The sequence below is a fragment of the Bradyrhizobium sp. 2TAF36 genome (genome assembly GCF_052114925.1).
Classification (GTDB): Bacteria; Pseudomonadota; Alphaproteobacteria; order Rhizobiales; family Xanthobacteraceae; genus Bradyrhizobium; species Bradyrhizobium barranii.
On sequence record NZ_JBFRFR010000085.1, the window covers coordinates 25,678 to 32,053 of the forward strand.

Below are 6,376 nucleotides of genomic sequence, written 5' to 3' on the forward strand. Positions count from 1 at the left end.
GAAATCCGGTCTTCACCCGTCTATGCAGGCCATGCGATTAAGCCGTTGAGAAATCGAAATTTCCCGCGGGCGCCTGCAGTCTTGGACAGGACAAGGTCAGCCGGCGAACCGTCCGACCCCTGCCCGCACTCCACCAACCGACGGGTTTTCCTTCCTTTTCGGGCAAATCCTAACGGACGTCCTGAAAAGGAATGATCTCCTGTCTTGTCGGGTTTTCGGAATGCGTGCACGAACGCGCCAGCCGAGGCCGGCACGTCCGGAAGCGGTTCTTTAACCGCTCGGAGCCCGCTTGCCAAGAGCAAAATTCACACCAGTTCCAATCGACTGGCGGCAGGGCTTGAGACGGCCCGACAAGGGCCGATTCAGACCGATTTGACCCCGTATGGCAGCGGCTTGCCCGCGAAGAACTCCGTCAGGTTCGCCAGCACGCAGTTCTGCATGGCGACGTGCGATTCGAGGGTGTGGCCGCCGATATGCGGGGCGAACACGACATTGAGGAGCGCCGTCAGCGCGTCGGGGGCGTGCGGTTCCTTCTCGAAGACGTCGAGGCCGGCGCCGGCGATGGTCTTGTCGGAGAGCGCCGCCACCAGGGCCTTCTCGTCAATCACAGAGCCGCGGGAGATGTTGACGACGTAGCCGTGCTCCCCGAGTCGCCCGAGGATATCGGCGTTGACGACGTGCTGGGTCTCGGCCCCTGCCCGGACCGCGATCATCAGCACGCTGCACCAGTCGGCGAGCGCCTCCAGCGTCGGGAAATATTGATAGGGCAGATCGTATTTGCTGCGGCTGAAATAGCCGACCTCGCTCTCGAAGGCGGCGCAGCGGGCCGCAATCTTGCGGCCGATCTCCCCCATGCCGTAGACGCCGATGCGGCGGCCGGGCATGCCGGCCTGCGGCCGCATCATCGGCGACTGCTTTGAGCCGGCCCAATCGCCGCTGCGGACATATTGGTCGGCGACCAGGATCCGCCGCGTCGTCGCCAGCATCAGGGTCATCGCGATGTCAGCGACGGAAGCCGCATTGGCACCGGGGCTGTGGCCGACCGCGATGTTGCGCGCGGCGGCCGCCTTCAGGTCGACGCCGTCATAGCCGGTGCCGTAGCAGACGATGGCGCCGAGTTTTGGGAACAGGTCCATCGCCTCTGCCCCGAGCGGCGAGCCGCCAGCGGTGAGCATCGCGCGGATGCCGCCGAGCTCTTCGGCCGAAAACATCTCGCGCGCCGGCTTGCCGCAGGTGTCGAGCAGTTCGAACCGCTCGGCGAAGCGCGCCATCATCGTCTTCGGGAAGCGCGAGTAGATCAGGACCTTGTCAGCCATTTTTTCTTGTTTCCCGGTTCTTGTTTCCGATGAACGCCGCCGCAAACGACGAGGGGCGGAATCGGTTGCCCAATTCCGCCCCTCGCCTTATGCAATTTCCAAACCTCAGCCGAGGCAAGCCTTAGCCGAGAATGGTGCCCGGCTCGACCTTCACGCCGGGGCCCATCGTCGAGGACACCGCAACGCGCTGGATGTAGGTGCCCTTGGAGCCAGCCGGCTTCGCCTTCGAGACAGCATCGGCCAGGGCCTTGATGTTCTCGACCAGCTTCTCCTCGGAGAACGAGGCCTTGCCGACGCCGGCCTGCAAGATGCCGGCCTTCTCGACGCGGAACTCGACCGAGCCGCCCTTGGCACCCTTCACCGCACCGGTGACGTCCATGGTCACGGTGCCGATCTTCGGGTTCGGCATCAGGCCGCGCGGGCCGAGCACCTTACCGAGACGGCCGACCAGCGGCATCATGTCGGGAGTGGCGATGCAGCGGTCGAAATCGATCGAGCCGTTCTGCACCTTCTCGACCAGGTCCTCGGCACCGACGACGTCGGCACCAGCAGCCTTGGCTTCGTCAGCCTTGGCGCCGCGGGCGAACACGCCGACGCGGAGCGTACGACCGGTGCCGTTCGGCAGGGTCACGACGCCGCGGACCATCTGGTCGGCGTGACGCGGATCGACGCCGAGATTGATCGCGACCTCGATGGTCTCGTCGAACTTCGCCTTGGCGCGTTCCTTGACCATCTTGATGGCGTCCGCGAGCGGGTAAAGCTTTTCGCGGTCAACACCTTCGCGGGCTTTGTTCAAACGCTTTCCGATTGCCATGACCGCTTACCCCGCCACTTCCAGACCCATCGAACGGGCAGAGCCCTCGACCATCTTCATGGCCGACTCGATGGAATCGCAATTGAGATCCTTCATCTTCTTCTCGGCGATCTCGCGCACCTGCGCCTTGGTCACCTTGCCGGCCTTATCACGGCCCGGCGCCTTCGAGCCGGACTGGATCTTGGYGGCCTGCTTGAGGAAGAAGGACATCGGGGGCGTCTTCATCTCGAACGTGAACGAACGATCGGCGTAGATCGTGATCACGACGGGAATCGGGGTGTTCTTCTCTTCCTTCTGGGTCTGGGCGTTGWACGCCTTGCAGAACTCCATGATGTTGAGACCGCGCTGACCAAGCGCGGGACCGATCGGGGGCGAAGGATTCGCCGCACCGGCCGGGACCTGAAGCTTCAGGTATCCGGTCACTTTCTTTGCCATGTATCACTCCTGTTGTGCCGGCAGGGCCAGCGGTTTCAGGTTCGTGGTCTGGGTCGGATGCGGCTGGCAACCGCCCTCTCCCTCCCACGGCCTCTTGCTAGCGTGAGACCGAAGCCTCACGCCTCAATCGATCAGACCTTCTCGACCTGACCGAATTCCAGTTCGACCGGCGTGGCGCGGCCGAAGATCGACACCGCGACCTTCACGCGCGAGCGCGCCTCGTCGATTTCCTCGACCACACCCGAGAACGAGGCGAACGGGCCATCGGCCACGCGCACGTTCTCGCCGATTTCGAACGACACCGACGCCTTCGGCCGTTCCACGCCCTCCTGCACCTGGTGCAGGATGCGCATGGCCTCGGCTTCCGAGATCGGCATCGGCTTGTTCTCGGCGCCGAGGAATCCCGTGACCTTCGGGGTGTTCTTGATCAGATGAAACGCCTCGTCGGTCAGCTTCATCTTCACCAGCACGTAGCCCGGGAAGAACTTGCGCTCGGCGTCGATCTTGCGGCCGCGGCGCACTTCCGTGACCTTCTCGGTCGGAACCAGCACCAGCTCGAACAGCTCCTCGAGCCCGCGCTGCTTGGCCTGCTCGCGGATCGATTCGGCGACCTTCTTCTCGAAGTTCGAGTAAGCGTGGACGATGTACCAGCGCTTGTCGGTCGATTGGGTTGCAGCGGCTGTTGCCATCAGTGAATGCCCAAAAGGAAGGTGATGAGGTAACGGATGATCTGGTCGGCGGCGAAGAAGAATATCGAGGCCACGGCGACCATCACGAACACCATGATGGTGGTGATCGTGGTCTCACGACGGGTCGGCCAGGTGACCTTGGCGGTCTCCGAGCGCACTTCCTGCAAAAACTTGAACGGGCTGACTGCCATCGTTTGATGTCCAACGTCCGTCGACAGACGCGAATGAATTTCAGGGATCCGAACAGCCGCCGTTGGCCCAGCCCTCTGTCTCGAAGGATGAGCCGGGAAACCGGGCTCGATTGTTCGGGGATTTCAAAGCCGCGCCGGAAATCCGCGTTTAACGGGCCGGCTGCGAGTGCGGGGTAGATACTGCGGATGGGGCCAAAGGTCAAGGTGTGGGCTGGCCGGGACACGCGCGGCCGAGGCCAGCGGACCCGATCCGGATCAAGGGCTTACCCGGTCCGCATGATCCACGGTCCGAGCTTGTCGGCCCGCCGCCGTCCTGCCTGTCGATCCTGATTGTCTGGGATTAGCTGGCAGGAGTGGCAGGGCTCGAACCTGCGACCCCCGGTTTTGGAGTTCGGCGACCAGCGTCCGTTCCTGTCATGTTCAATCTGGGGTAGGACTGATCTATCTAGCGTTTCCTCGATTCCGGTCCCGAGCGTTCCCGCCCCCTCCCTCCGATTTGGGTAGCAAGATGGTAGCAGGCTGTTCCGCGACCGTTCCCCGCGTTTAAAGGGCCGGCACCCTAAAATCCTGCCGCGCTGCGGACGGCGGCGCTTAGGGTCGCTGATCGTGTCTGGACGATTGGGACTTGTTGATGCGGTGCTGCCGCCGGAGCCGAATAAGCCGGTGCGAGTAAAGCGGACCTTCCGGGCAATCGACGGCGGGAAATTGGACCCCTGAAACGGCGCTTAGCACTCGTGGAATCCACTGGACGCAATCGGACCCCGAATTCAAAGATGGGGGAGTGTCGTAGTGCCCCTACGGAGTGAACCTTCCCGAGTTCAATCAGACTAACCGTTACCGGGGTTTTGCATCATCCCCCCTGGGGCTGGAAAGCCGCCGCCCGCGATCCATTTAAGCGGGCGGCGTTTTTGCTTCTGAAAATGAAAAGGCCCAGGTCCGGGGCTGGCGCGACCTGGGCCTTGCGCTGGTCGTGTGACCTTTCAGACCACCGGCACCCAATCCGCAAGGCGTGAATTCGTTCCCAGTACCCTAACTTGAAACTGAGCGTGTCCTAATTGGGATAGCGTTCGCGGAGGCCCCCGCGCGGCAACAGCAACGTTTGCCCCTCCCTTCGCGTCGATTGTCCGCATCGGTGGGTGGGTAGCGGCTCGGTTCCACGGCGCGATCGTTTGGCCGGAAACCCACCTCTTTGTCGTGGCGGAAGATGTGCTGACGGTTAGCCGGCGCCGGCACCTTCCCGGCCTCGGCCAAATCTAGGCAGATGCGCTTCCCATGTGCGCGAGCACGGATAGCCGGCGCCAGTCAACCAAGCCCTGAACTTCAATAGCCACGGGTATCTAGGTAGTTGGCCGCCAAAGCGCAGGCCACCACCATCATATTCGAAACAAGCGCCCAAAAGATCATTCTCTCTGCCTCCGCTCAGCGCTGACCCTTGAACCGCGGGACCGCCGCTTCAGACTAAGAATGGCGCCCCTCAGAGCCGGGGCCGTTTTGATTTCGCCTTTTCCGTCGTCGATGGAGAAGTCACAATGCCCAGACAGATTGCGATTACACTCTGTTCATTGGCTGCTGCGTGCTTATTCGCATTCAGCGTAGCGGCGATCGTTTCCCATCACTAGCCACCAGGAAAAACTCCGCCGACCTCGCGAGCCGGCGCGAGTTGGTTGAGATTATTGGCGATCGGCGGGCACCGATCGCTGGAATCATTCTATAGCACGGACGCATCGCCAGCATGAGCCGGCGGTCCATCGTCAGCCGCTGCCGGTCGCGCTTTCGGTGTAATCGGCACCGGGGCGCGAATTAACTCGCGCTTGAGATTCCTGCGGCGCATACTTGCGCTATCATCTTGCTCTGTTGTTGGTCATCGCTCCCACACAAACCGCCCCTTGGCGTCTGCTACTTCTGGCGGCTGCTCATTTTTGCGAGTTAGCCGGGCCGAACGCCATTCAGCGGTGCAGAGAACACCCCTATCGCATTCGTCTGCAAGCTTAAGAAGCAGGTCCGCGTCGGCCTCGTCCCCCGAGGCGAAGGCCAATCTGCGATACCGGATCGCGCGGACGCTGTTCATGGCGTCTCAAATCCCGACGAAGCCGTGACGCGAACTCATTTGACCCTTCCAGCAAAGGCAAAAGTGAACGCCGCAGTAGAAATACTAGGTCTCCGTGGCGAAGGGGGAGGTTCAATCGAAGGCGCGAGCGCGCTTGGTTCACAAGCCGATACTGCGGAACGCCGCGAGGAGGCCGCCACTGAGGCTGTGGCCAAATCACACGGCGCCGATCTCAACCGTTCGATTGAGATCTTAGCTACCGTTAAAGGCCCGCCGGCAGTCAGCCGAGGCGGGCGTTCGGGCGTTCCTCAACCTCGCCTGTTAAATACGATTCCAAGTGTAACCTGGATAACATTGCGCTGCGGTAGAGCCGCGGTATGTTTCCCCTCACCGGGGCTGACTCCATATTACACTTAGACCCTTTTCACCCGGATTTTATTGACAATGCGGGCCGCAGCGGTCCCCCTGCTGCGGCCTTCGCGTTCTATCAACTTCCATTTTAGGAGGGCGAATGGCCAAAGAACATTGCCTGATTGTGCTCGCAGCCGGAAGAAAATTGGATTTGCTTCGGGGAGAGGCCTCCCGCGTTGCAGTAGCAAGCAAACTAGGCTGGTGGTCCGTCCGTGCCGAGGTCGGTACCAAATTCTGCTTTGAAGATTCCACGGCGAAAGACAATTTCGCACTCGCTTGCGACAGCTTCGGCATCACGTGCCGAGAAGGCTCGTCCTAACAAAATGACCTTGCCCCCAAGTTTTATCCAGTCCTGAGTTCGCCCCGGCTGTTGGATTTGCCCGGTTGGACGGTGGCAGCGGCGGGAGCCGGCGCGGAGCCCTCGGCATAGCGCAGCGCCGGCTCCCGGCGCGGGTGGCAGGTGAAGGCGAACT

General features: G+C 61.9%; 6 protein-coding genes. 1 reads left to right on the forward strand and 5 read right to left on the reverse strand.

The window, feature by feature from the left end:
* Positions 1–362 precede the first annotated feature (362 nt).
* The 5 genes from AB4Z51_RS36630 to secE form a co-directional block, all read right to left on the reverse strand.
* Complete coding sequence (locus AB4Z51_RS36630; protein WP_135214980.1) at positions 363–1,316, reverse strand: 2-hydroxyacid dehydrogenase; 954 nt, start codon at positions 1,314–1,316, stop codon at positions 363–365.
* Between the two features lie 121 nt (positions 1,317–1,437).
* Entirely contained in the window at positions 1,438–2,130 is a 693-nt protein-coding gene (rplA, locus tag AB4Z51_RS36635; RefSeq protein ID WP_014494487.1) for a 50S ribosomal protein L1, read from the reverse strand.
* Positions 2,131–2,136: 6 nt separating this feature from the next.
* On the reverse strand, positions 2,137–2,565 hold the full coding sequence (gene rplK, locus AB4Z51_RS36640; RefSeq protein ID WP_441499029.1) for a 50S ribosomal protein L11: 429 nt from the start codon (positions 2,563–2,565) through the stop codon (positions 2,137–2,139).
* 131 nt (positions 2,566–2,696) lie between these two features.
* Positions 2,697–3,254, reverse strand: coding sequence for a transcription termination/antitermination protein NusG (gene nusG / locus AB4Z51_RS36645; protein ID WP_063982569.1), 558 nt, complete (start codon positions 3,252–3,254; stop codon positions 2,697–2,699).
* A complete protein-coding gene (gene secE / locus AB4Z51_RS36650) occupies positions 3,254–3,445 on the reverse strand; it encodes a preprotein translocase subunit SecE (protein ID WP_007611620.1) in 192 nt (63 codons plus the stop codon). Before secE ends, nusG begins: the two co-directional genes overlap by 1 nt.
* Before the next feature lie 2,558 nt (positions 3,446–6,003).
* Between secE and AB4Z51_RS36655 the strand changes: the two genes are divergently transcribed.
* Positions 6,004–6,222, forward strand: coding sequence for a hypothetical protein (locus AB4Z51_RS36655; RefSeq protein WP_135214981.1), 219 nt, complete (start codon positions 6,004–6,006; stop codon positions 6,220–6,222).
* Positions 6,223–6,376: the final 154 nt, after the last annotated feature.

What these genes read in the sequence shown, in the direction of transcription:
- AB4Z51_RS36630 (WP_135214980.1), bottom strand. Translation starts at nt 1,316, where the DNA reads ATGGCTGACAAGGTCCTGATCTACTCGCGCTTCCCGAAGACGATGATG.
- nusG (WP_063982569.1), bottom strand. Translation starts at nt 3,254, where the DNA reads ATGGCAACAGCCGCTGCAACCCAATCGACCGACAAGCGCTGGTACATC.
- secE (WP_007611620.1), bottom strand. Translation starts at nt 3,445, where the DNA reads ATGGCAGTCAGCCCGTTCAAGTTTTTGCAGGAAGTGCGCTCGGAGACC.
- AB4Z51_RS36655 (WP_135214981.1), top strand. Translation starts at nt 6,004, where the DNA reads ATGGCCAAAGAACATTGCCTGATTGTGCTCGCAGCCGGAAGAAAATTG.
- rplA (WP_014494487.1), bottom strand. Translation starts at nt 2,130, where the DNA reads ATGGCAATCGGAAAGCGTTTGAACAAAGCCCGCGAAGGTGTTGACCGC.